The sequence below is a fragment of the Acinetobacter sp. BIGb0102 genome (genome assembly GCF_003815055.1).
GTDB lineage: Bacteria > Pseudomonadota > Gammaproteobacteria > Pseudomonadales > Moraxellaceae > Acinetobacter > Acinetobacter vivianii.
In genome coordinates, this window is sequence record NZ_RKQE01000011.1 from 448,034 (window position 1) to 472,670 (window position 24,637).

Sequence of the window (24,637 nt, forward strand, 5' to 3'; positions counted from 1 at the left end):
GTTCACATGAAACAGTTGATGATGATTGGTTTTGGAGCGATGGCGGCAGAAGTGTATGCCCATATGCCACAAGACCTGCAACTTAAATGGATTGTGGTCCCTACACGCAGTGTAGAAAAAGTACAGGCGCAGGTTGCGGCTGATGTGCAAGTGATTAGTTCAATCGAACAATGTCAGGGGACACCTGATTATGTGATTGAAGTGGCAGGACAGGCTGCGGTGAAAGAACACGCGCAAAAAGTCTTGGAAAAAGGCTGGACCATTGGCCTGATTTCAGTGGGGACTTTGGCAGATAACGAATTTTTAATTCAACTGAAAAAAACGGCAGAACAAAACGATGCGCACCTGCATTTATTGGCAGGTGCCATTGCAGGGATTGATGGGATCTCTGCGGCCAAAGAAGGTGGTCTGGAAAAGGTCACCTATAAGGGCTGTAAGAGTCCAAAAAGCTGGCGTGGTAGCTATGCGGAACAATTGGTTGACCTCGATCAGGTCAGCGAAGCAACAGTTTTTTTCCGTGGTACAGCCAGAGAAGCAGCCTTGAAGTTTCCAGCCAATGCCAATGTGGCCGCCACGATTGCACTGGCTGGGCTCGGCATGGATGACACGATGGTCGAGCTGACGGTTGATCCGAGTATCAACAAAAACAAGCACACTATCGTGGCAGAAGGTGTGTTCGGTGAAATGACCATTGAACTGGTCGGTGTGCCATTGGCGAGTAATCCAAAAACCTCAACCTTGGCTGCATTAAGTGTGATTCGCGCTTGCCGCAATAGTGTTGAAGCAATTCAGATTTAAAAGGATTTGATCATGGTAAAGGAAATTTATATCGCAGGTGAATGGCGATTAGGTAAAGGCGCTACGATTCAAAGTTTATTTCCAGCAGATCAATCGGTGAATGCTGAAATTTCAACGGCGAGTTTAGATGATGTCAATGAAGCCATTGAAAAGGCTGATGCGGCTTGGCGTAAAGCCGAGTGGCGCAACAGCATGCCGCATGAACGTGCCCGTATTTTATATAAAGTAGCAGACATTATTGAAGCGCGTGTAGATGAGCTTTCAAAGTTGCAAACTCGCGATAATGGCAAGCCATTGGCTGAAACCCGTGCCTTGACCATGAGTGCAGCTGCAACAGCGCGTTATGTAGCAGCAGCCTGCGAAACCTTGAATGATGAGCTGACCACGCAACGTGCCGCAGATTTCATGACCTTGAGTGTGCATGAACCAGTGGGTGTGGTGGCTGCAATTACCCCGTGGAACTCGCCGATTGCCAGTGAAGTACAGAAATTGGCACCTGCACTTGCTGGCGGAAATGCAGTGATTCTAAAACCTGCGGAAGTGACTTCTTTGATTGCATTGGAACTTGCCAAAATCTTTGAAGAAGCGGGATTACCGAAAGGCTTGCTCAGTGTATTGGTCGGACGCGGTTCTGTGATTGGTGATGCAATCGTAAAGCATCCTTTGGTGCGTAAAATTTCATTTACGGGTGGAACCACGACTGGTCGTCATTTGGCACATTTAGCAGCCGATAAACTGATCACAACCTCTTTGGAGCTGGGTGGAAAATCACCAACGATTGTATTGCCAGATGCAGATATTGAATTAGCTGCAAAAGGTGTGGCTTACGGTATTTTCAGTTCGGCTGGACAAGCCTGTATTGCGGGTTCGCGTTTGTTCGTGCACAGCAGCATCTATGATCAATTCCTAAGCCGTTTGGTTGAAATTACCAAAGGCTTGCGTGTTGGGCACCCTGAAACCGCAGGCGTACATCTCGGCTCTTTGATTAACCCGAAGCATTTGGCTTCTGTCGATGACTATGTACAGCTCGCGAAACAAGAAGGTGGACAAGTCCTTGTGGGTGGTCATGCCCTAACCGAAGGTGAATTTGCCAAAGGTAGCTATTACTTGCCAACCATCATCACTGGTTTAAGCAATTCAGCACAAACCTGTCAGGAAGAGATTTTTGGCCCTGTGCTGGTGGTGATGAAATATGACGATGAACAAGATTTGCTTGCACAAGCCAATGACAGTTGTTTTGGTCTTGCCGCAGGCATCTGGACTGAAAACTATCGTAAGGCATGGCAAATTGCCCGTGCTTTAGAAGTCGGTACGGTCTGGATCAATACCTATAAAAAATTCTCGATTTCTGCGCCATTTGGTGGCTTTAAAGAAAGTGGTATCGGGCGCGAAAAAGGTCGTTTAGGCATTTTGTCTTACATGCAACAAAAAAGTATCTATATGGGATTAAGCGAGCAGCCAAATCCTTGGGCGAATTAATACATTCATGGAATGAACAGTTTTTGAGGAATATACAAATGACAGAACGTGTAAATGTCGGCGAAGCCATCGCCCGTGTTTTAGAGGCACATCAAGTAGACAGTATTTATGGCGTGATCTCGATCCATAACTTGCCAATTGCCGATGCAGTTGGTCGCCGTGAAAAAATCCGTTTTGTAGCGGCTCGCGGTGAAGCAGGCGCAGTCACGATGGCAGATGGTCACTCTCGTTTTAAAGGACTCGGTGTGGCGCTTACCAGTACTGGCGCGGGTGCAGGTAATGCAGTCGGTTCACTGATTGAAGCAATGAATGCAGGCAGTCCTGTATTGCATTTAACCGGGCAAGTTGAGCGTGAATATTTGGATCGTGATGCCAGTTTTATTCATGAAACCAAAGATCAGCTGACTTTTTTACGTGCATCGAGCAAAGCTGCATTTCGAATCACCAGCCCTGACAATGCGGTGGGTGTGATCCGTGAAGCGATTCGTGTGGCAACGACAGTACCAATGGGGCCAGTGAGCGTTGAGTTACCGATTGATGTGCAAGCAGCAGAAATCGATTTGCCACTGAACTTGGGGCCAGTAAAAGCCCTTGAATTGCCACAAGCTGAACAGGTCGAAGTCGACTTAATTGTTGAAGAACTGAAAAAAGCCAAACGCCCAGTGTTCTGGATCGGTGGTGGTACGTTGAATAGCGTTGCAGAAGTCAAAGCTATTGCTGATCTTGGTATTCCTGTAGTGTCATCAACACATGCGCGTGGCGTATTGGCCGATGATCATCCGCGTAGCTTAGGCGCATTCCATAACTCGGCTGGCGTAGAGCAGTTGCTTAAAGATGCTGATCTATTAGTAGTGGTGGGTTCACGTTTACGTAGTAATGAAACCAAGACCTATTCAGTGCAATTCCCTGACAATATTATCCAGATTGATGCCAATCCAGTCGCACAACAGCGTAATTACAAAGTTCGTAATTTCATTTGTGGTGACGCCAAAGATGTGCTGCAACGTGTATTGACGGGCCTGCAAGGTATCTCAAAAGTCGACGCAGATTATGATGCCGCAGTGGTTCAGGCAAAACAGGCTGCGATTGATGCTTTACGCAAGCAGCTTGATCAATATGCCTTGATCTGTGATCACCTACGTGCCGCATTACCGCAAGATGGCATTTTTGTACGTGATATTACGATGTCAGGTAGCACTTGGGGCAGTCGCTTATTCCCAGTGCAGGCACCAAACCAGAATATTCATTCTCTAGCAGGTGCCATTGGTCTAGGTCTGGCAACAGCGATTGGTGCTTCGATAGCCAATCCTGACAAGAAAGTGATTGGCTTGGTGGGTGATGGCGGTTTGATGTTAGGCATCGGCGAAATCGCAACCATGGCGCAAGAAAATACCAATATGGTGCTGATGATCATGAATGATGGTGGTTATGGCGTGATGCGCGGTATTCAAAATAACTACTTCGGTGGTCGCCAGTATTTCAATGAATTGCATACCCCAGACTATAAAGTCTTAGGCGAAGCAATGGGGGTGAAGAGCTGGAAAGTGGGCAGTGCGGATGAATTCAAGACCGTGATTCAGGAAGCGGTTGATTTCAAAGGCCCAAGCGTAATTGAACTGGACATGCATTCAATTGGACCATTGAACTTTGCAGGGCCACCACAGAAAAAATTGTACTAATCCCGCTGAGCATTGGCAGTCGGTGCTGATGTGAAGACCGCTTTATGGGCAAATTTTTTTGTCCATAAAGCGATAAAAACTATGTTTTATAGGTAAAACAAAAAAGCTAGCCAACAGGATCGTTGGAACAAAAACCAAGGAATCAAGAGATGAAAAAGACCTCTATAGCCATGCTATTTGCTGCATTTTATTTGGGTAGCAGTTCAAATGTATTTGCACAAAGCTCAGCCCTGGAATGGAAAAGTGAAGACGGTACGGATTCAGTACAAGTCGGCGGTGTGGTACGACTCAATCAGCGTTATGAAAATTGGGAAGGGCCGAATGGTGGATTCGGTAAGCTGTATTTCGATATTTTTCGGGTGGATTTAAAAGGCAAATTTGATGATGCCTATTTTAATGCCAGTTACCTGTTTCAAGATCAGGAAAAGCGTTCGGTCGAGAAAGCCTATGTCGGCTATAACTTAGATGAAAATAACAGTATAGAAGCAGGTTTTGTCTATAAACCTTTTGCAATTTACCCCTATCCGCAGAATGGCTGGACTTACCATATTCCATTCTTCCTCGGCTATGGCAATAACGTTGCGCCAGGTTTGAACTGGAATTTTCATAACAAGGACTGGGATGTAAAACTCGGCTATTATCCGCAAATGCTGGAGACCAGTCTGCGTTATTCGCCTGAAAGTGCAACTTATGATGATCTTTCAGAAAATGCTTTCCCGAATCAGAAAGCCTATCAAAACGAAAAGCGTCATCAATTTAACACGCGTATTGTACGCAAGCTGGAAACCGCATTCGGTAAGCAAGAGTTTGGCGTTTCAGGTGCGATTGCGCAATTGCATAATAAAAGCACTGATAAAAATGGTCAGTATTATGCGGTCGGCCTGCATACCGATAATAATTACAAACGCTTTAATTTACAAAGCTCTGTGATTCATTATCAATATGATGCAAAAAATCCTGATGGAGTCAGCAATGATATGACCTTGATGGGTACCAATGGCCTGACACCTGCATATTTCATTGCTTCGGAAGCCACAGTTGCCAGTTTAAACCTTGCTTATACCTTACCTGTGCAGGATATGGGCAAACTCAAAGCCATCCGTTTCTATAATGACTATAGCTATATGGACAAGAAGCGTGATGATTGGTCGGCTTCACAAATGAATACCACAGGGATGATGTTTATTGCTTCGCCATTTATGGTGTGGGCCGATTACACTTGGGGTAAAAACTCCAATATTATTGGTGGGGCATCCAATGCTACAGGCTATACCTCAACCGTTTCGCCGTATAGTGACCAATGGCTTTACCGCATCAATTTAAATATTGGATTTAGTTTTTAAAGCATTTCCGATCTTATCTAAAAGAGCAAATCGAAAGGTTTGTTCTTTTTATTTTAAGGATCATTTGAGTTTTTGATTGACGCTAACGATTTAATTTTCTGTTTTGGACATTTCAAAACGTCTTTGCAGTACAGCGGTCATTTGCTCCACCAGCTTTGCCACCAAGCCGTCCTTATCCCAAGCATAGATCGAAACTGTCATCGGATTGGCCTTACCTAATGGAAGATATTCACGTACCCGATAGCCTTTGGTGGTTGCAACAGGTAGCAACGACAGGCCGAGTCCAGTTTCGACGCCGACCAGTACGCTGGCTAAACTATTGCTGGTAAAGGCAATATACCAATGTCGCCGATCACGTTCGATTCGTTCAAACATGTCTTCTCGATATAGCCCACCTTGTGGAAAGGTCACCAGTGGAATCGGATCTGACCAGTTTCCGTCATGATCAATACTTTCAAACCAAGCCATTTCTTCAGGGAAAGTCGCACGATGATCCGCGCTGGCAAGGGTTTCCTTGACAATGACCAGATCAAATTGTCCATTTCGATAGCCTTCCATCAGATCACGGCTCAGTCCTGCGGTCACATCAAGGCGAATACTCCGATGCTGTTTGCTAAATGCACTTAATGCCAGCGCCATATCGGTATTCATAATATCTTCGGGTAAGCCGATATGAATCGGGATGGTGCCCGTCGGATCACCGAGCACATTTTGTGCCTCTTGCTGAAGTGCCAGAATACGTCGAGCATAGCTAATCAGATATTCGCCTGCACTGGTGAGTTGCAGTGGTCGGGCATTTCGATCAATCAATTGTTTGCCCACAGTTTGTTCCAGTCTTGCCAATTGCTGACTGACGGTCGATTGGGTCATGTGCAAGCGTTCTGCCGCTAAAGTAAAACTGCCAGCTTCAATAATCGTGACAAAGGCGCGTAACAAGCGTGGATCAAACATCGCAATAACTCATTGTTTGGAATTATTTTTCCATTTAAGACTTAAATGGATATTCATTATCTTAATACATTTGATTCAATAATTTAATTTTTAAATAGTTGTGAATCTCGTTATGCTCAAGTCACAAGTTGATTGATTGCAAGGATGATATTGCTACAACTCAAAGCGTTGTCTGCATCTTGCTGTCTTTTCGGTATTTGCATGGAGGAAGTCGATGAACAAGTCCCTAATCGCTGCTGCTTTGGTGATGACATTATCCGCATGCGGTTATGCAAGCTCAGGAGATCCAATGCACAATGATGCGTTACGTCAGGCTGCGGCACAAAATGATGTGGCCCAAATCGAGCAACTGTTACCTAAAACTGCCCAAATAGATGCGCGCGACTCGTCGGGCTCAACCGCATTGATGATTGCGACACGAGCCAACAATGTTCAGGCTGCGCAAGCTTTGATCAAGGCTGGAGCCGATGTCAATGCCAAAGATAATATTCAGGACAGTCCTTATCTCTATGCGGGTGCAAGAGGGCATTTAGAGATTTTGAAAATGACGTTGCAACATGGTGCAGACCTGAAAAGTACCAATCGATATGGCGGTACAGCATTGATTCCTGCCTGTGAGCGGGGTCATGTCGAAACGGTCAAAACACTGATTGCAGCAGGCGTAAAGATTGATCATGTCAACAATCTGGGCTGGACTGCATTGTTGGAAGCCATCATGTTGGGCAATGGTGATAAGCAATACCAGCAAATCGTCAACCTTCTAATTCAGGCAGGTGCCAATGTCAATCTGGCTGATCGTGAAGGAGTAACGCCATTGGTTCATGCTCAGGCACGCGGTTACAAGACGATTGAAAATGCATTATTGGCGGCTGGTGCAAAATAAGGCTGAGAGTATGAACATGATTAACGATACAGATTTTCTTCGGCAGGCCATTGATCTGGCTTATCAAAATAGTGAGGCAGGTGGACGTCCATTCGGGGCTGTGATTGTCAAGGATGGGCAAGTGATTGCTTCTGGCGTCAACCAGATTCTCAGCACCAATGATCCCACCGCACATGCAGAATTACAGGCCATCCGTGCTGCCAGTAAACAGCTCAACTCAGCCAATTTAGAAGGATGCACTGTATTTGCTAGTGGCCATCCATGTCCGATGTGTATGGCTGCGATGCGTATGGCGGGTATACAGGCCGTGACTTACGCCTATTCAAATGAAGCAGGTGAACCCTTTGGCCTATCAACCGCCGCAATTTATGCCGATCTTGCCAAGCCTTTTGCAGAGCAAGCGATGCAGATTCGCTATGTCCCTGTACGGCTGGAGCAAAAACCAGATTTGTATGCCTACTGGAAATCATTGGCCTAAATTATGATGACCTCCTTTAATCATCGTCCGATGCTGATCGCAACTGTGGCATTGGTCGGGCTAAATTTACGCCCTTTTATGACCAGCATTGGGCCAGTTGCGAATCCGATACGAACAGGGACGGGCCTGAGTTTGCAAGGGATTGCCTTACTCACTTTGGTTCCTATGCTGTTGATGGGAATCATTGCCTTTGTTGGGCCTTCCATACAAAGTGCGCTGGGTGAGCGTAAGGCCATTCTGACGGCTTTAGCGATTATCTGTCTGGGATGTGCATTACGTTTTATTGTGCCGAATGGTGGATTCTTGATTTTGACTGCTGCCATTATTGGCTTGGGTGTGGCGATTGTACAGGCCTGCTTTCCAAGTATGATCAAAAGAGAATTTGCGGATCATCTGGGGCCGATGATGGGGCTGTATTCGGCCATGTTGATGGGCGGCGGGGCTTTGGGTGCTTTAATTGCGCCAATGGTCACTAGCATGAGTGGGGACTGGAAAATTGGTCTATCTATTTTCACTTTACCCGCAATTGCCGCATTGCTGCTTGCCAGTTGTTTTTTAGCTCGACCTGCAAAATCTCAATACAAACTTCCATCGGTTGGCGTGTTTATGAAACAGCCACGGACATGGTTATTAATTTTTTGCTTTGGGCTGATCAATGGTGGCTACAGCTCAATCGTGGCATGGCTGGCACCGGCCTATCAGGAGCGAGGCTGGAGTGCAACAGCAAGCGGTAATTTAATGGCGCTACTGACACTCAGTCAAGCTGCGGCAGCATTGCTATTGCCTTATTTATCTCGAACCAATAAAGACCGGCGGATATGGATTGGTTTAACTTTGCTCATGCAACTGCTTGGATTTGCGGGCTTGGCTTTTATCCCTGAATATCTGCCTTATCTATGGGTCGTGGTTTTAGGGGCAGGCTTGGGTGGTAGTTTTGCTTTACTGATGATTGTGGTGCTCGATCATCTGGCTGATCCCGCACATGCAGGTCAGCTTTCTGCCTTGATGCAAGGTGGTGGTTTCTTACTTGCAGCCATTGCGCCGTGGCTACTTGCCGTATTTCACGGTTTTACGGGAGGCTATACACTCGGCTGGATCTGGCATTTGGCGATGGTAGTGGTGGTGAGCATACTGGTGATCAGGCTCAACCCAACACATTATGCAAAAGCCATTCGCTTGGTAAAATAAATAAAAGAAGCTAAGTTAAAGAAAAACAAGGTGTTTATTTTTTAACTTATTTTTAATAAGGACGTGTCGCGTAGTTAACAGGGAAGTTTAAAAAAATAAATAGAATGTGACATTTATTGTCATCTATAGACAGAACTGTATAGACATTAAATCGTTTTTTTGAGTAAAATATGGCAAATTTAATGAAATGTTCTATAAAAAATGTTGAACAATATTTTTAAGGCTCTGGAAAGTTTAGGCCTCACAGCACAGAAACGTGCGATCCATATTCAGTTTTCGAATCAAAATTTAAATTCTCAAGTCTTCCTGCAACGTATTGATGGCCAGCATGAATTAAACGCTGGCTTTAAGGTAGAACTGATCTGCCTGTCGACCAATGCCACCATTCCACTCAAACAATTTATTGGCAGCCAAGCCGCAATTGACACTGTTACTGATCAGGGCCAACTGAGCCGTGTCACGGGGATTATCACTCAAGCCTTACAAGGCCAGTCTGACGGTAGCTTAACCCTCTATAAACTGACACTCGAAGACCCAACCGCACTGTGGAAACAACGCCGTAACAGCCGCGTGTTTATGAATAAAAGCGTGCGTGATGTGGTGGAAATTGTCTTTAAAGAATGGCAACAAAAAAGTCCCTTATTTGCCTCGAGCTTAACGCTTGATTTAAGTGGACTCAGTCAAGACTATGACGTCCGTCCCTTTATCATGCAATCCAATGAAAGTGACTATGACTTTCTAACCCGTCTGATGCGCAGTGAAGGGATTAACTGGCTGGTTGATGAATCAAAGCTAAAAGTCGCTAGTGCCAGTGAACAGATTCAGGCCCAGAAACTTCGTTTAATTGATGACAATAGCCAGTACCAAGCTTTAGACCGTCGCCACATTCGCTACCATCGCAGCAGTGCCACTGAACAATACGACAGCATGACCAGTCTGGTCGGACAGCGTAGCTTGCAACCGAGTGCGGTGCATGTACAACGCTGGCAAGCCGATGCACTGGAACAGGAAGAAGGTGCAGGTAGTGTACAGAGTACCCACAAACATAGCGAACAACATGACAATGCCAGCCTTGGTTTAGAACAGGCATGGCATTTTTCACCAGCGTGGATGCAAGACCTCAATGGTGAGGATGGCGCAACCCAATCTGGCAATGCACAAATTGAAAAGCTCAATCAGAATCTCGGACAATACTATGACCTGCAATCAAAACAGTTCGTGGCGAAGAGCACCGTCCGTGACACCCATGTCGGTTACTGGTTTGAACTGGCAGAGCACCCTGAAATTGACCAGCACAGTGGCGCAGACAAAGAATTCCTGATCACAGGCAAACAGTTCTATAACCAGAACAACTTACCCAAAGATCTACAGCAGCAGATCAAACAGTTACTAACGCAAAGTAACTGGCAAAGCAAAGAGAATGACGAGCGCCAAGCCAATCAGTTGATCCTGCAACGCCGCAGCATCAAAATTGTACCTGAATACAACCCATTACAATACCGACCAGCAGCCTCTCCACAACGCGCCAAAGTGGTTGGCCCAAGTGGCGAAGAAATTCATGTCGATGAATGGGGACGCATTAAAGTCCGCTTCCTGTTTACCCGCAATGAAGACCACAGCCATGATGGTGGTGCAGGTGCCAATGACAATGACACCGATTCAGCTTGGGTCGATGTTTTGACGCCTTGGGCAGGCGAAGGCTATGGAGCCCGCTTCCTACCACGTATTAATGAAATCGTGGTGATCGACTTCTTTGATGGCAATATTGACCGTCCGTTTGTGGTGGGTCGTATTCACGAAGCACAACGCAGCCCAACCAAGTTCGACAATGCAGGCAAGCTGCCAGACACCAAGAAACTGGCAGGGATCAAGTCCAAAGAATACCAAGGCGAAGGCTTTAACCAGTTACGCTTTGATGACACCACAGGACAAATTAGTGCCCAACTACAAAGCAGCCATGCTGCCAGCCAACTCAATCTCGGTAAACTGAGCCATCCTAAAGACAAGGCTGAAAGTGAAGACCGTGGTGAAGGGTTTGAACTACGTACCGATCAATGGGGTGCAGTCCGTGCAGGCGATGGCTTACTGCTTTCCACGCACAAGCAGGATCAAGCCAAAGGTGAACACCTTGATGCCCAACCTGCGAAGCAACAGCTTGAAGGCAACCAGAGCAATGCCAAAGCCTTAAGTGAAGTGGCTAAGAACCAGCAGACCGATGAGATTGAATCGCTTGATCAGCTCAAAGAATTTGCGGAGCAGATTCAAGAAAAAATCGCCCAATTTAAAAAATCACTGTTATTACTTAATTCACCCGCTGGCATTGGCTTAAGCACCAATGAAGATATTCATTTATCCGCAGATGGGCAGATCAATCAATTTGCGGGCGACAGTATTAACTTGAGTACACAGAAGAATCTGATTACGCATGCGCAAAACCGAATCAGCCTGTTTGCTGCAAAAAATGGGATTAAACAGGTCGCTGCCAAAGGTAAGTTTGAGGTTCAGGCTCAAGGCGATGGTTTAGAACTATTGGCGAAAGCAGGAATAAAAATTATTTCTACGGAAGACAGAATTGAGATTAGCAGTCCTAAAGAGATTGTGATTACCGCGGGTGGTTCTCAGATCAAGCTGAATGGCTCAGGTATTTTCCCTGTGACCAGTGGGAAATTTGAAGCGAAGGCTGGGCAGCATTTGTTGGCCTCTGGCGCAAGTGCAAGCAGCAATGCACCACAGTTACCTCAAGCTAAATCATTGAAAGGCGCATTACAGCTATTAAGAAGCTATGGCGGTAATAATTTCTTTAAACAGAATAGTTATAAAGTCATTGATTCATTAGGTAAGCAAATTACTGGCAAGCTCGATGGAAATGGCTTTGCTCAAGTCACAGGCATCGCACCTGGTGCTGCTAAAGTTATTTTTGAGAAAGATGAAACCAGTGCATGGGCACAAAGTAGTGACTTTAAACGTGATTATAAGTGGGCTGAACCTGTGGAGAAAGTTGCAGCTTCATTAAGCAGTGCCTTGGGACAGAATTTGAAACAGCAGTTGACCAGTGGTTTACTTTCAATGGATAAAAATAGTCTTAAAAACATTGGAAAAAATACTTTGAACGGCTTGGTTGATCAGACAGTTGGGCAAATTAAGGACCAAGTCAGCAATACTGCTTTAAGTGCTGTTTCAAAACAGTTAAATCTCAATATTTCGCCAGATCAAATAAAAAGTCTTGCGCAAATTGCCAAAAATCCGAGTCAGTCTGTTGATATGCTTAAGGCGCAGGGCATGGATTTTGTAAAAGATCAGGCTTCTAGCAAATTAATGCAAGCAACCAAAGTGGACGCCATACTTCAGCAAGGCATCGTTGACCGTTTTCATGGCAAGAACAATGGTTAGGATCAAATTTAATTAACGCGTAACGATTTAAAAAATAGACGTATTGAAATGAATTAAGGTTTAAGTTTAATGGCTACAGAAAATACACAACAGACAACAGATAAAAAAGCGTCGAAGGTAGAACTTGCTGTTTTTAATTTGGACAGCGTAAACACTGTGACTGATTTGCAGATGATTGCCCATCAGATCCAGCTTTATTTACAGGTATGTGGTAATACCAGTTTAGAGCAGCTACAGGGTAATGCCAATGTTCCGACGGTAGCCAATATTTTTGCCTTAACAGGCAGTGTACTCGATCTGGTTCTTTACGCGACAGAGAGTAAAACCGAGGATGCAGGTGTACAACAGGGTGCTTTGCTAGCTGCAAATTTAATTGGATTATTTGCAGAGCCAAGTAGTGAAGCACATGCACGAATGGCTTTACGTCCGATGTTCGGTTTAATGTCTCAATGCTTATATCCTGAAAATGGAAAGATCCAAGAAGCCGATATTAAGCGCTTGGGCTTACATCTGAATGCAATGGTGGCAGGCGATTTAGAAAAATTCTTACAAGAAACACAAGCCAAATTAACGACTTTACTCTCACAGGCGACAACTTTAGGAAGCAGCATTTTAAAGAGCCTATCCGTGCCTGCTACAGCGGTAAGTACGAGTATGACTGCCACATCGGTAGGTGCAACAGCAGAGAAAAGAGATCCAAAACTTAAATTCAGTAATTGGGCTGTGCCACTCATTGATTTAATGGGCAAACCAAGTCAGGCCGATTTAACGCCGAAGATTCAACCAACGATTAAAACGCGCTTACAACAAGAAGCAGCGCAAGCCATGACGACCTTAAGTCAGACTTTACAACAACAGGCAAATGCAGGGCAGAAATATAGTCTGGCTTGGTTATTACAAGAGACGTTGAAGGCAATTAAAGCGCTACAAAATAAAGGCAATGCTAGTGTGCCGATTAACCAGACGGGAGAATATGAGCGTCATACCAAAGGGGATACTTTAGAATTCGTTAGTTTGCAGGCCAATGCATTAAATGCACCCCCTTGTGAAGGTAAAGGCACAGAAACGGGCCAAAGTATCAGTTATTCGATTGGTGCAGAGCGGGTTCAGCACGCCGATTTCTATTTACCGAAAGTGGGTTTTGTATTTAGTCGCCAATATAACTCACAAATGGATGAGTTTGATCAGGGGATGATGGGTGCGCGTTGGATGATGCCATTTTCCAATGTGATCCTACCAAAAGAACAAGGCTATATCTTTATTGATGCTAAAGGTCGTAAACATGCATTGCCATCTACGATTTTGCAGCAAGCTTATACTGTACCTTATGAAGGAATGACGGTTTACCCAATTGAAAATGGTGATTTGCTATTAAATTTTGGTGGTGACTGGAACTTTCATTTCCACCAATTTAATCTTGGTCAGCCTTATCATTTAGTTCAACAATTTAATGAAGATACCAATGAAAAAATTAGCCTAAGCTATCTTTTATCTGATGGTATTGCATATTTACAAGCAATTGATTTCCAGTTTGAACAGGCACAGCATCAACTAAAATTTGCTTTTAATGAGCAAGTTAAGATTATAGCTGTATTTGTGGATGAGCAGATTGAGCCGTGGGCACGCTATGATTATGATGCTCAAGGTAATTTGATTACAGCTTTTGATCAAAATGGGCATGCACGTCAATACGAATATAATCAGGCGCACCAATTAACGCGCTATACCGATCGTACAGGTCGTGGACAAAATATTCGTTATGAATCGACGTTGCCAAATGCCAAAGCCATTGAAGAATGGGCAGATGATGGCAGCTTTCATACCAAACTCAAATGGCATCCGCGTTTACGTCAAGTTGCAGTTTACGATGCTTATGATGTGCCAACCTACTATTATTTCGATCTGGATGGCTTTACTTATCGTACCCGCTTAGCCGATGGTCGAGAGTCTTGGTATTCTCGTGACGGTGAAAAACGCATCACCCGACAAATTGATTTTGAAGGTCGAGAAACTCAACAAGAATATAATGATCAGGGTCAACTGGCGAAAATTGTACAGCCTAATGGTGGTGTGATTCGCTTTGCTTATGATGAACAAGGAAATTTAACTGAAACCAAAGATCCAGAAGGAAATATCTGGAAACGTGAATATGATGCACAGGGCAACGTCAGCAAAGAGATTAATCCTTTAGGTCATGTTACCCAATATAAATACAACAGCAGTAATCAAGTTGTAGAAGTGATTGATGCTAAAGGTGGTATCAAAAAAATCCAGTACAATGATCAAGGACAAATGCTGTCTTATACTGATTGTTCAGGCAAAAGTAGTACATGGGAATATGATGAAGAAGGTGACCTAAGTGCCCAGCAAGCAGCGAATGAGCAGAAAGTTCAATATCTGTATAGCATGCACGGCAAAGATAAGGGCCAGCTTCAAGCGATTGTTTACCCAGATGGATTAAAAGAGCTGTTTGAACATGATGAAGAAGGTCGCTTGCTTAAACACACGGATACCAATGGCCTAATTACTCAATATCAATACAATAATGTCGGTTTGCTCGAGCATCGGATTGATGCCAATCAGCACCGTGTTGGTTATGCATGGGATAAACAAGGGCGTATCCAAAAGCTCATTAACCAGAATCAGGCTGAATATCAGTTTGGCTATAACAAGTTTGGTCAGTTAGTTCGCGAACAAGCATTTGATGGAGAAGAAAAGCATTATAGCTACAGTGAAAATGGTTTGTTATTCCAGATTCGCCAACCTAATATTTTGACTGAATTTAGCTATTATGACGACGGACAGATAGCTTCAAAAACTTATACCAACCTGCATACCCACCAAAGCCAGACAGAGCATTTTGAATATAATTTAAATCAACAATTAAGCTCGGCCAGTAATGCTGAGAGCCAAGTTCAAATGTATCGTAACCAGCTTGGGCAATTGGTGCGTGAACATCAGCATTATAAGATGTTGAATCTAACGGCTGTACTGCGTTATGAATATGATGAATTAGGTAATCTGGTTAAAACCATTCGTCCGGATGGACAGGAACAGACAAATCTAAGCTATGGTTCAGGGCATATCTATGGAATTGCGTTTAACCAACAGGATATTGTTTCTTTTCAGCGAGATGATTTACATCGTGAAACGGTACGTTTTCTGGCAAATGGTTTGATGCAAACCAAGCATTATAATGATGTGGGGTTATTAATTTCTCAACAGATTGAGCCTGAGCAAGAAACCTCAGATCGACTCCGTTATCAAGCGCATAGACATTATCAATATGATAAAAACTATTTGCTCACCCAAGTCGAAGATAGCCGTTTAGGACAACTCAATTATCAATATGATCCGATTGGCCGTTTGATTTCAACCCAGAGCCAGCATAAAAACGAAAGTTTCAAGTTTGATCCAGCGGGGAATCTGGTTGATCCAATGAACCAGACAACACATGCCAAAAACAATTTAATCAAACAGTATCAAGGCAAGCATTATCAATATGATGTGCAAGGCAATGTAATTGAAACCACTCAAAATGGTAAAACTTTAAAGCTGACGTGGGACAATCATAACCGTTTGATCCAAAGTAACTTGAATGGGCAAGTGACTCAGTATGGTTATGATGTCTTTGGACGTCGTTTATATAAGAAATCATCAAACCAAGATCTCACTTTATTTGGCTGGGATGGTGATTTGATGATTTGGGAATCAAGCCAAAATTCGAGCCATCCTGAGAAAAGTTATACCAAACATTATGTTTATGAGCCTGACAGCTTTGTACCGTTAATGCAGGCAGGGTATCAAGGTTTTATTCAACTAATTGAAACACCTGATTATAGCGAATACCTCAACAAACCTTATTCGGTTTATAAAGATCCGATCTGGAGTACAGATACACGTAAAAATCGTGTGGGTTTAGAGCAAACCGCTTTTTATCATTGTGATCAGGTCGGAACACCGCAAACACTCAGCAATGCTGCAGGTGAGTGTGTCTGGGAAATTACTCAGGATACGTGGGGGACTGCACTCGAGATTCAAATGCTCAATAAGGACAATCCATTTGAGCAGAGTAATCTGAGATTCCAAGGTCAGTATTACGATAATGAAACAGGACTGCATTATAACCGTTATCGTTATTATGAGCCGTATAGTGCAAGGTATCTGAGTAAAGATCCGATAGGACTTGAGGGCGGTATGAATACCTCCGCTTATGTAAATAATCCGAATCAATGGATTGATCCAGAAGGGTTGAATAGTTTTAATTATGGTGAAATGTTTGGTATTCCTGCTAGTGCCCAGTCGGGTATAGCATATCAAGGTCAACGGAATTACGATTGTTGGCTAAAAACAGGAAAGCAATGTGAAATAGCCGTAGAGCCACTTTTTGATTATGTTATATGCTCAGGCGGTTTTTCAGTATTAGGAGGTTCTAAAATTTATAATTTGCATAATGGTAATGTCTATAATGCTGGCGGAATCTCATTAACTGGTATGAAAGATGCAAAAGATCATGCTAAAACAGTTGGTGATATTGCTAAAAAAAGTATAGATAATAGTTTTAAAGTTGGTGCTGCAAACTTAAATAAACTGAAGAAAATGTTTAGTGGAAGCTGTATGGCTGGTTATATCCTTAACAAGCCATCAGGCTTAACAAACTCCAAAGCCACAGATGAGTTTTTAACTGGTATGGGAGTTACCCAAAGTGTTGGTTGGTGGGGAGCTAGATTTGGAGTAACAACTCCTGCGGGATCCTTTTTTGATCGGAATGGCCCTGTAGGTGTGGAAGTCGGTATTGGTACGCCAGGAGTTGATATAAGCGTAAGTGATAGTAAACCGACTTTAGTTCGTACACAAGATTAAAGGTTATAGAATGGAAAAAGCATTATATTATATATTTCTCTCTTGTCTTATTATAAGCTGTAATTCTGTAAGTGAGAATGATGTACCTGAGAAAATTGACTTAAAAGAACTTTCTAATGAAATATTTAAGGGATATAAATATGAATATGATACTGACAGAGAAAAGAGCTCAACTCAACTTTTAGTAGTGAAAATAAAAAAACAAGATTTTTCTAGCAAAGATTATGAGGGTGTAAAAAATGATCTGCTAAAGAGGAAGTGGGATTTGGTAGACTCTTATAATAGTTATTATAATTTTTGTAAAACTAGTTATTACTCGGTGGATATATTGAATCCGATTTATGATAAGCATTATACACGAGATGGTGAAGAAGTTAATTTTAAAAGCAAAGATTATTGGTATTTTGCACTTTATTACAATAAACTAGGCATTAATAATTGTATGGAGTATTATAGTAAGTGATTATTTTGTATGTTTTTTTACTTTGATTTGGTTTGTGTGAAAAAAACTATTTTAATCCTCTCATTTCTGTTAGTCGGATGTGATAATGAAACAGTAAAAAAGCCTTATTTAGATCAGGTTAATCAAAGATTTGTTGATGAGGCAGAAGTTTTATTTAATGGTACTGTTGAAGACTTAAGTGCTTATTCTTCATATACTGATAACACTGTAGCATATAAAATTAAAGCAGATAAATTTGATATTAATGTTTTTATGAAAGAAGAGAGTAAAGATTTAAAAAAAATGGGATGGTTTTTCTTTAAAAAGTATAATGAAAGTTATATTTTTTGTGATGAGGAAAGACAATTAGAGATAATATCACCTAGAATTGTTTCTAAAAATGAAGTTTTAGTTAAAGGTTCTGCTGGTATGCAGTTGGATGATTTTTGGCATGTTATATTTATGTCGCCAAATAATACTGAACGATATGTTTGTTATGACTACAAGAAATAATTTCTATATTTTAAATTGTATTTTATTTTTTTGGACAGAATGTGTATTTGTATATAATTAAAAAATATATAAATATTTTTTAATTCTCATATTGTTAACTTCCTGTGCAGAAGATGAAAATCTAGAGATCGGAAGGAGTAATCATCCAATTAATATAGAGTTGAAAAGGGAGGCTAAAGATATTTTTGGAGATAAGCTAGAAAGCGAGAGAAGTTATCAATCATTTTCTTCAAATGATGTAGTTTATAAAATTAGTGCTAGAAATTTAAGTATGGAACAGTTTATCTCCTACAAAGATCAGATATTACCTGAAAAAGGTTGGTTTTTTAGATCAAAAGTTAATGAAGGCTATATATTTTGCCAAAGTTCTCGCTAATTAGAAATAATTCCTCCACAAGTTCTTTTTAGTAATAATGAACTAGGTCAGGAAAATATTGATAGACAACTTAAGAAGGATTGGAATATTTTTCTTAGACATACTGCTAATAGTACTTTAAACGAATGTTATGTGAGAAGTAAAAGTTAAATATGATAGAATTTTTTTTAATTTATTTTATAAGTTATTTATGGCTATGAAGGAAATGACAAACCACTTTAACAAATCACTCATTTCTTTAATAGTAGTACCTCTTTTGAGTTGCTCTTTACTTGAGCAAAAAACATGTATCCATAATTTTAATAAGAGAGTGATTGAACTAAGCCATGATCTAAAGGTACAGCAGGCGATCAATCGTATAGAGAATAAAACTTTTTGTGGAAACCTAACTTATACTGAGTTTTATAATCATATAGATGTGTTACTGGCAGATTTGAATGAAACTCAAAAACAAGATTTTTATATAACTTTATTTTTTGCTGAATTCCATCGCAATGAAAATGGTGGTGAGTATATTGAATTTTTAACGAAAAATAATGTCAATATTTACAAGCAATATAAGCTAAAAATGACTGACCAAAAGTTATTGGATAAGATGAAATATACTGATGAAGAATGGTTGAATATAAAAGCCTTGGGTGAGATGCTTCATTAATGTATTTTATTATGATTCATTATATAATCCTAAATTACTGTTTAAGTAATTAAAGTATAGATGTTGATTTTTGATTAATTATAAAGGGTAAGTTTTGTCTTCTGTAAAATCTTCTTATATCGCTGGTTTCTGGCGTCGATCATTCGCTTTTCTTATTGATTTATTACTGGTAGGTGGTTTCTGTTGGAGTGTGACTCAGCTTCTCTCTAACGTTTTGTATCAATTTCCAATTATATCTATCTTGCTTGGCTATTTTTTCGTTATTTTATATTTTGGCTTATTAAATAGTCATTTAAATTCTGGGCAAACTTTCGGAAAGCAGCTTTTAAAAATTAAAGTGGCAGACAAACATGGAGATGATCTTGCTGTCATTCCATCATTGCTGCGTTCAGCCATCTTATTTGCTCCATCATGCTTGATGTCATTAAGTGACTATTTTCCTATTTTATTTTTGTCTGAAGTATTCAACTTATTACTGGTCTGCTTACAAATCCTGATTGTTTATTTTTATATCTTTAACCGTCGCAATCGTCGTTCTGTCCATGATTTTATTGCGGGTTCAATGGTTGTTAACTTACAAAAAAATGATCAAGAACAGCCCGTCCCTGAGATGTGGCCTAAGCATACAATTTTTGCATCGCTCATCACTCTGGTGTGTTTAGGAATTGGGGCATCTTCTTTCAATGTATTTGATCGGGAAGATTTTGTTGAAATTAAACAGTTTAAACACATTCAACCTGAAATTATTCATGTAAAACAAATTTCAGAAATTGAAGATGAATCAGAGACTCAATTCATTTTGTTTGATGTTCAGATCAATGATTTGTCAAAACTGAATAATTCATTTTTCGCACAAGAGTTCGTAGACAACCTACAAAGATTTAAGCCGCAGTTGATAAATGAAGACAATAAAATTTCATTACTTTTAAGTACACGGTTTCAATTTGGTCTAGCTTCATCCATTAATTTGAACATGTATTCAGTTAAAAAAACGCAGCAAGGATTAAAGGTTGTAGAAGAGATTTCTACCGTAAATTTTTAAACCATGAAAAAGCTGAAGCTATGTGTTCCATTAATCAAACGATTTAATTGGGATGCAAGTAGCTTCAAAAGCTTTATGAATGATTCATCATTAAACACACTCCGTAAAGACCGACTTTATAGTTTAACCATTGTTTGTGAGCATGAATTTCTTCATTTTCATATAAGGTTAAACAAGGACGTACAACAATGAAAAAAGCACTGCTTCTCTTAGGTTCAATGGGTGTCTTGGCAAATATGCCTGTCTTGGCAGCCGATTTAAGTATCGGTGACCCGAAAACACAATCTGGTGAACTGAAACTTACAGGTGCAATCCGTACCCGTTATATTCATAAAGATTATGTTGTTGAGGCCAATGAAGGTTCCAAGAACGATGACTGGCGACTAGCGGATATCAAAGCGGTATTGAGTTATGAAAATCCAAATTGGATTGCCTCAATGGATTTGCGTTGCTATCAGTATGATCGCTTATGTGATGCTTTATTTCTAAAAGATGCTTGGGCAGGCTATAAATTTTCAGATCAGCAACGCGTGACAGTCGGTTTGCAATCGGTTGATTTTGGCTTTGGACGACTGTGGGGCAATAGCTATTATGAAACTTTGCTCAATACCGTTGGACTGGAAGATATTCAAAACCTTGGAGTGAAGTACCAGTTTAAGGACAACTTATATAATTTCATTCTCGGTTTTTATCCAACAGATGGTGGAAATTATAAAGGAACATCCAAGGATTCCAGTCGTTATAGTGGTAACTTTGTTCGAGCTGATGATTTGACTCAAGGCACCGATATTGATGAAAAGAATATGTGGGTGACGCGCTTATCTAGAAAATTTGATATCGATCAATCGCAGAATTTCTCGACGGAAATTGGCGGCTCTTACTGGTATTCGGAACTGGAAAATAATCGCACCAATCGAGATGGACATCGTAGTACCTGGAGTGTCTTTAGCACCACCAATTATCAGGCATGGCAATGGTTGTTCTTGGCAGGCGAGCAGGACGTTAAAAATGCAGATGATCTTTTACCGAAAAGTTCGACGATTGGGGCATTTGATTATCCCTATCAGGTGGCCAATAAAGGCAAATATATGGCCAATGAAATTAATTACACCTTTGCCAAGCCATTCCATCAGTTAGAAAATATTAAACCTTACGTATCTTATAGCCGTTTTTATAAAGATGAATCGGGCTATCAAGATTCGGATCGCTTAATCGCAGGTCTGTATTTTAACTATAAAAAAATTGGCATACAGGGCGAATATATCTGGAGTCGCAATGACCCGATGACGGGCAGTGGTGCAGATGGCCTTGCTCAAGGTGACAGCAATCAATGGAATAAATTGTTCTATTTATCGCTGGGTTATTATTTCTAAATTCGATATCGAAAATAAGCCAGTCTATTCGTCATGGACTGGCTTTTTTATTTAGGCGATTCTTAGGATCAAAGCGCCAATTAAAATGAGACATGAGGACATAATTCGTACTGCATTGATGCGTTCTTTCAGAATAAAAATCGAGATTAGTGTGGCAAATAAAATTGAGGTTTCACGCAATGCGGCGACAACGGCAACGGGTGCAAAGGTCATTGCCCACAGTGCTAAGCCATAAGAAAAAAATGAACCAATGCCACCGATTAAGCCTAAATGCCAATTCAGGCGGAAATATGCACCCATCTGTCGATATTGCATTCTCAAGGCGAACATCAAAAAAATCAGGCCTGACAGAACAAAGCTCCATAAGATATAGGAAATCGGTGAGCCAGACAGGCGGATCCCATGACCATCGAGCAAAGTATAACCTGCGATCAGCACTGCATTCAGCAAGGCCAGCCCGATGCCTTTACGTCCCGTTTTAGGAGCAGCCAAGATCATGGATAAGATACCGATGGAGATGGTAATAATGCCAATCCACGCATTAAATTCCAGTTGCTCATGTAGCAAAAACGTACCGAAAATTGCCACAATGAGGGGTGCCGTACCGCGCATGAGGGGATAGGTCAGACCCATATCTGCGACACGATAGATTTTGGCAACCAGTCCAAAATACAGAATTTGTATTGCCGTTGAAGCCAGAATATAAGGCCAGCTATCACTGTGTGGTATTGGAAAAAAGGGTAACAGGATCGCGGCTAAAACTGCTGCTGAGGCAGTGACCAGTACCGTGGTTAAAAACTTATTTGTCCCTGCCTTTACAATGGCATTCCAGGTGGCGTGGCATGCTGCTGCAATTAAAATAAGGACAAATATTGCCGTGCTCATAGGCTGCCTGCTGATTCATGATCTCGCTAATGTGCATGATATTGCTGAAAAAAGAAAGCACGCAGCTTATCGCGATTATAGAAATACTTTTTCAGTATTTGGATTGATTGGCTCAACTGGTTGAATCAGCTTTCCACGCGTCAGATTCTGGATATGTTGTAAACGGTTAATCAGTTCATTTTGAATAAACAGAATACAGGTCTGTAATTTTGACGAGCTTTTTAAACGCGAAGGATAAACCGCCCAGACATCGGCATCTTGCCAGTATTCAGGCAAAATGTGCTGCAATTCACCGCTAATCAATTCATCTGCCACATCCCAGATCGAACGTAAGATAATGCCATGTCCTTCAATGGCTAACTGGTGAATAATCTCGCCATTATTGGAAATGAAGCGCGGTGTGACATGGACGGACATATCTTCCGAGGTATGGCGCAATTTCCATAAGACTGAGGACTGATCACGTTCACTGATAGTTAGGCAATCGTGGCTGCGTAAATCTTCCAGATTTTCAGGCATGCCATGTTTCAACAAATAACTGGGTGCTGCACAAAAAATCCGAAAATTTGAAACCAGTTTTTTGGCAATCATATTCGGGGCAATATCATTGCCAATCCGAATATCCAAATCAATGCTGTGCTGAATCAGGTCTTTAGTGTTGTCGATGGTATCGAACTGGATCTCAAGTTTTGGATACATGGTCAATAGTTTAGACAGAATCGGCGCAACATGTTTTCGGCCAAAACCAAAGCTGCTGACAATGTCGAGATGACCCGTTGGCGTGCTTAAGGGGTTATTGACCAGCTCACTGATTTCATCGAATTCATCCAGAATATTGGAGACCCGATCCAGAATCAGTTTGCCATCTTCGGTCAAACTGACATGGCGGGTGCTGCGATGGAACAATTTGCAGTTCAGGTTGGTTTCTAAAATATTGATGCGTTTACTGATAAATGCAGGTGAAACGCCCAGCTCCTCAGCTGAATCGACAAAACTCTTGCGTTTGGCGACTGTGCAAAAAACCTTTAAATCCGATAGGTTAGGTAGATTATTCACGATCCGTGTCCATTGGGGTGATAGTTTTCTTATTGATCATTGTTGCCGAAAACAGCATGTTTACAGCTAAGGATATTAACCAAAGGTGTAAGGGAGCGTTATGGCAAAAAAGTATAAAGTTGCCACGATTGCGGGCGATGGAATTGGCTTAGAAGTTCTACCAGAAGGCATCAAGGTTGTAAAGGCAGCGGCAGACAAATATGGCATTCAACTTCAAATGGATAGCTTTGATTGGGCCAGTTGTGATTACTACCTAGAACACGGCAAAATGATGCCGGATAACTGGTTTGAAGTTCTACAGGAATATGATGCAATTTTCTTTGGTGCGGTGGGTTGGCCTGAAAAGGTACCTGATCACATTTCACTGTGGGGATCATTGCTGCAGTTCCGTCGTCGTTTTGACCAGTATGTAAACTTGCGTCCAGTTCGGTTAATGCCCGGAGTGAAATGTCCACTGGCGGGCAAGCAACCGGGGGATATCGATTTTTATGTGGTTCGTGAAAATAGTGAAGGTGAATACTCTGCGATTGGTGGTAAAGCCTTTGAAGGCACAGATCGTGAGTTTGTTTTACAGGAAGCAGTTTTTACCCGTCATGGTGTAGATCGCATTTTGAAATATGCGTTTGAATTTGCAGATCAGCGTGAGGCGAAAAAAATCACGGCTGCAACCAAGTCTAACGGGATTGCGGTGAGCATGCCGTACTGGGACGAACGTGTCGATGAAATGGCTAAACGCTATCCGCAAATCAAGGCAGATAAACAGCATGTCGATATTTTAGCGGCACGGTTTGTATTGCAACCTGAGCGTTTTGATGTGGTGGTGGCATCGAATTTATTTGGTGACATTTTATCGGATTTGGGACCTGCATGTACGGGCACGATTGGTTTGGCGGCTTCGGCAAACTTAAACCCCGAACGTAAGTTTCCATCCTTGTTTGAACCTGTACATGGATCAGCACCTGATATTTATGGACAACAGATTGCCAATCCGATTGCTGCAATTTGGTCGGGTGCGATGATGTTAGATTTCTTGGCAGACGGTGATGAACAGGTGATTCAGGCTGGACAGGAAATCATGCAGGCGATTGAGCATATTTTGGTGCATGGCCCTAAAACGCCAGATGTCGGTGGAACTGCCAAGACTTATGAAGTAGGCGATGCAATTGCATCCTGTGTGACTGAGCAAAAAATGGATTTATTCGCGATGGAGTAAGTATCTCTTAGGGAATAGTCACTATCCGAG

At 41.9% G+C, this 24,637-nt stretch carries 19 protein-coding genes; 16 read left to right on the plus strand and 3 right to left on the minus strand.

The genetic code is table 11. The features are described 5' to 3' along the window. Window positions 1-6: 6 nt before the first annotated feature. From EC846_RS08340 to EC846_RS08355, 4 genes are all read left to right on the plus strand, one after another. A complete protein-coding gene (locus EC846_RS08340; RefSeq protein ID WP_123774852.1) occupies window positions 7-798 on the plus strand; it encodes an aspartate dehydrogenase in 792 nt (263 codons plus the stop codon). Window positions 799-810: 12 nt separating this feature from the next. Continuing rightward, complete coding sequence (locus tag EC846_RS08345) at window positions 811-2,277, plus strand: aldehyde dehydrogenase (RefSeq protein ID WP_123774853.1); 1,467 nt, start codon at window positions 811-813, stop codon at window positions 2,275-2,277. Between the two features lie 38 nt (window positions 2,278-2,315). Then, window positions 2,316-3,956: a thiamine pyrophosphate-binding protein gene (locus EC846_RS08350; RefSeq protein WP_123774854.1), complete on the plus strand. Its 1,641-nt coding sequence runs from the start codon at window positions 2,316-2,318 to the stop codon at window positions 3,954-3,956. A 149-nt stretch (window positions 3,957-4,105) separates the two neighbouring features. Beyond that, the gene (locus EC846_RS08355) at window positions 4,106-5,299 is read left to right on the plus strand and encodes a hypothetical protein (protein ID WP_123774855.1); all 1,194 of its coding nucleotides are present in this window, start codon (window positions 4,106-4,108) and stop codon (window positions 5,297-5,299) included. Between the two features lie 90 nt (window positions 5,300-5,389). Here EC846_RS08355 and EC846_RS08360 read toward each other — a convergent pair whose 3' ends face one another. Continuing rightward, the gene (locus EC846_RS08360; RefSeq protein WP_123774856.1) at window positions 5,390-6,250 is read right to left on the minus strand and encodes a LysR family transcriptional regulator; all 861 of its coding nucleotides are present in this window, start codon (window positions 6,248-6,250) and stop codon (window positions 5,390-5,392) included. Between the two features lie 247 nt (window positions 6,251-6,497). Between EC846_RS08360 and EC846_RS08365 the strand changes: the two genes are divergently transcribed. From EC846_RS08365 to EC846_RS08415, 11 genes are all read left to right on the plus strand, one after another. Continuing rightward, window positions 6,498-7,133, plus strand: a complete 636-nt coding sequence (locus EC846_RS08365; protein WP_416332315.1) for an ankyrin repeat domain-containing protein — start codon at window positions 6,498-6,500, stop codon at window positions 7,131-7,133. A 16-nt stretch (window positions 7,134-7,149) separates the two neighbouring features. Beyond that, a complete protein-coding gene (locus EC846_RS08370; protein ID WP_123774858.1) occupies window positions 7,150-7,611 on the plus strand; it encodes a nucleoside deaminase in 462 nt (153 codons plus the stop codon). 3 nt (window positions 7,612-7,614) lie between these two features. Further along, window positions 7,615-8,799: a cyanate transporter gene (locus EC846_RS08375; RefSeq protein ID WP_123774859.1), complete on the plus strand. Its 1,185-nt coding sequence runs from the start codon at window positions 7,615-7,617 to the stop codon at window positions 8,797-8,799. A 201-nt stretch (window positions 8,800-9,000) separates the two neighbouring features. Continuing rightward, on the plus strand, window positions 9,001-12,189 hold the full coding sequence (locus tag EC846_RS08380; RefSeq protein WP_123774860.1) for a type VI secretion system Vgr family protein: 3,189 nt from the start codon (window positions 9,001-9,003) through the stop codon (window positions 12,187-12,189). A 69-nt stretch (window positions 12,190-12,258) separates the two neighbouring features. Continuing rightward, window positions 12,259-17,052 (plus strand): RHS repeat-associated core domain-containing protein, encoded by a 4,794-nt coding sequence (locus EC846_RS08385; RefSeq protein ID WP_123774861.1) that lies wholly within the window; start codon window positions 12,259-12,261, stop codon window positions 17,050-17,052. A gap of 10 nt (window positions 17,053-17,062) precedes the next feature. After that, the gene (locus tag EC846_RS08390; protein ID WP_123774862.1) at window positions 17,063-17,515 is read left to right on the plus strand and encodes a hypothetical protein; all 453 of its coding nucleotides are present in this window, start codon (window positions 17,063-17,065) and stop codon (window positions 17,513-17,515) included. Window positions 17,516-17,551: 36 nt separating this feature from the next. Beyond that, window positions 17,552-18,007: a hypothetical protein gene (locus EC846_RS08395; protein ID WP_171410003.1), complete on the plus strand. Its 456-nt coding sequence runs from the start codon at window positions 17,552-17,554 to the stop codon at window positions 18,005-18,007. Between the two features lie 91 nt (window positions 18,008-18,098). After that, window positions 18,099-18,383, plus strand: a complete 285-nt coding sequence (locus EC846_RS18470; RefSeq protein WP_228200672.1) for a hypothetical protein — start codon at window positions 18,099-18,101, stop codon at window positions 18,381-18,383. A gap of 190 nt (window positions 18,384-18,573) precedes the next feature. Next, window positions 18,574-19,038, plus strand: a complete 465-nt coding sequence (locus tag EC846_RS08405; protein WP_123774864.1) for a hypothetical protein — start codon at window positions 18,574-18,576, stop codon at window positions 19,036-19,038. 94 nt (window positions 19,039-19,132) lie between these two features. Next, window positions 19,133-20,080 (plus strand): RDD family protein, encoded by a 948-nt coding sequence (locus EC846_RS08410; protein ID WP_123774865.1) that lies wholly within the window; start codon window positions 19,133-19,135, stop codon window positions 20,078-20,080. A gap of 188 nt (window positions 20,081-20,268) precedes the next feature. Then, window positions 20,269-21,453 (plus strand): porin, encoded by a 1,185-nt coding sequence (locus EC846_RS08415; protein ID WP_047428310.1) that lies wholly within the window; start codon window positions 20,269-20,271, stop codon window positions 21,451-21,453. Between the two features lie 51 nt (window positions 21,454-21,504). On the opposite strand, the gene EC846_RS08420 is transcribed toward EC846_RS08415, so the two are convergent. Both EC846_RS08420 and EC846_RS08425 read right to left on the minus strand, forming a co-directional pair. Further along, a complete protein-coding gene (locus EC846_RS08420) occupies window positions 21,505-22,338 on the minus strand; it encodes an EamA family transporter (protein ID WP_123774866.1) in 834 nt (277 codons plus the stop codon). Between the two features lie 75 nt (window positions 22,339-22,413). Further along, window positions 22,414-23,394, minus strand: a complete 981-nt coding sequence (locus EC846_RS08425; protein ID WP_004772837.1) for a LysR family transcriptional regulator — start codon at window positions 23,392-23,394, stop codon at window positions 22,414-22,416. Between the two features lie 100 nt (window positions 23,395-23,494). On the opposite strand from EC846_RS08425, the gene EC846_RS08430 reads away from it, so the two are divergent. Beyond that, entirely contained in the window at window positions 23,495-24,607 is a 1,113-nt protein-coding gene (locus EC846_RS08430) for a tartrate dehydrogenase (protein WP_123774867.1), read from the plus strand. Window positions 24,608-24,637 lie beyond the last annotated feature (30 nt).